A 1936-nucleotide genomic window follows, 5' to 3' on the forward strand; every position below is an offset into this window, starting at 1 on the left:
TTTGGCGATGGCAGCGCGGCTGTGTTGCTGAGTAGCCAGCCACAAGATGACCCTGCCAGCAAAAACGTAGCGATTACGGGGTTTGATTCCTTTTGTATTCCCGATAGCCGCAATGAAATGGCCTGGCAACTTTCCGAAACGGGCTTCATCATGAACCTTACTTCTTACGTGGGCGATTTGATCAAAAACAACATCAAGAAAATGCTCGACAACGTGGGCATTACCGCCGAATCCATCAACCATTGGGCTGTTCATCCCGGCGGCAAAAAGATCGTGGATAATTTTGGTGAAGCCTTGGGACTAAGCTCCACCGATCTGGCGGCTTCTTATCAAATACTCAAGGATTATGGCAACATGTCGTCGCCCACCGTGCTGTTTGTGCTTAAAAATATCCTGGATCGACTTGCGCCCCGTGCGGAAGAACAAACCATTTTTGCTGCCGCGTTCGGGCCTGGATTGACCGTAGAAACCATGCGATTGCGCTATGCTTGAAAACCGAAGCCAACAAAAAGAATTATTGGACGCAGAAGGTATTCCTGCGGCTGACTTGTTCCAAAACCTGCGGGAACTGGACCGGATCAACACCCTATTGGGAGGGTACAACATCACTTTCTCCGCCCTGAAAAAAGTAGTACAGCCCGATCAACGGTACATCCTCATCGACATTGGTTGTGGCGGTGGAGATACCTTGAAGCACATTGCAAAATGGCGGCAGCGCAAAAAAATGGATGTTCAGCTCATCGGCATCGATTTGAAACCCGAATGCATTGAATACGCCACCCGACAACAAACCGCTCAGGGCATTCAATTCATTTGTGATGATTACCGCAATATGTTTCTTCACGTGCCCCAGATCGACATCATCCACGCCTGTCTTTTTTGCCATCACCTGGATGAAGGCCAATTGATTGAACTCATCCACTTTGCGCTGGATCGAAAAATCCTGCTCCTGATCAACGATTTGGAACGCAATACCTTTGCTTACTTCGCCATCAAAACGCTAACTGCGCTTTTTTCCAAATCCTACTTGGTGAAAAACGACGCGCCACTTTCGGTGGCCCGCGGTTTTACCAAAAAAGAATGGATCACCCTCCTAAAAAAAGCTGGCGCTACCCATTTTTCTGTACTCAACAAATGGGCTTTTCGCCACGAAGTCATCGTCTATGGAAACAAATAACGACCCTAAAGTATATCCCTGCGCCATCATTGGCGGCGGCTTGGGTGGATTGTGCCTGGCCATTCAACTGGCCCAACAAGGCATGGAAGTGGTGCTATTTGAAAAAAACAGCTACCCGCAACATCGGGTTTGCGGCGAGTACATCTCTCTGGAAAGTTGGGATTTTTTGACCGAATTGGGGGTGCCGCTGGCTGATCTACAGCTTCCGATCATCAAGCAATTGGGCATCTCTGCCGAGAGTGGGTTCATGTTGCAAAGCCACCTGGCCTTGGGTGGTTTTGGGATCAGCAGGTACAGTCTGGATCATTACTTGTGCCAGTTGGCACGCAGCAAAGGCGTTACGGTTTTGGAAAACTGTAAAGTAAACGATGTGCAAGCGCTGGATGACCTTGTTTCGGAGATCCAGACCAGTCAAGGCAATTATTTTGCGCAATTGGTCTGCGGAAGTTTTGGAAAATACGCCCCCATCTTTGCCAAACCCAGCCGCTCCATTTCCAATAATCTACCCAATTACATCGGCGTTAAATACCACATCCAGACCGATCTGGCACCCGACCGCATCGAATTGCACAACTTCCAGGATGGCTATTGCGGCATTTCAAAAGTAGACAATGATCGGTATTGCTTGTGTTACCTTTCCAAAGCCAGTAGCTTACAGCAAGCGGGCAATGACCTCAAAAGTATGGAAGAAAAGGTGTTGTACAAAAACCCTTTTCTCAAAAAATATTTCACCCAAGCCACTTTTTTGTACGATGCGCC

General features: G+C 48.2%; 3 protein-coding genes. All 3 read left to right on the forward strand.

Going from position 1 to position 1936, the window contains the following annotated elements:
• On the forward strand, nucleotides 1–492 hold a 492-nt coding region (locus ABW391_RS03960), incomplete at its 5' end, for a 3-oxoacyl-[acyl-carrier-protein] synthase III C-terminal domain-containing protein (RefSeq protein WP_353480530.1).
• Complete coding sequence (locus tag ABW391_RS03965) at nucleotides 485–1177, forward strand: methyltransferase domain-containing protein (RefSeq protein ID WP_353480531.1); 693 nt, start codon at nucleotides 485–487, stop codon at nucleotides 1175–1177. The genes ABW391_RS03960 and ABW391_RS03965, both read left to right, overlap by 8 nt.
• The coding region (locus ABW391_RS03970) for an NAD(P)/FAD-dependent oxidoreductase (protein ID WP_353480532.1) at nucleotides 1164–1936 on the forward strand (773 nt) is incomplete at its 3' end. The genes ABW391_RS03965 and ABW391_RS03970, both read left to right, overlap by 14 nt.

This window comes from Haliscomenobacter sp. (genome assembly GCF_040403615.1).
Lineage (GTDB): Bacteria > Bacteroidota > Bacteroidia > Chitinophagales > Saprospiraceae > Haliscomenobacter.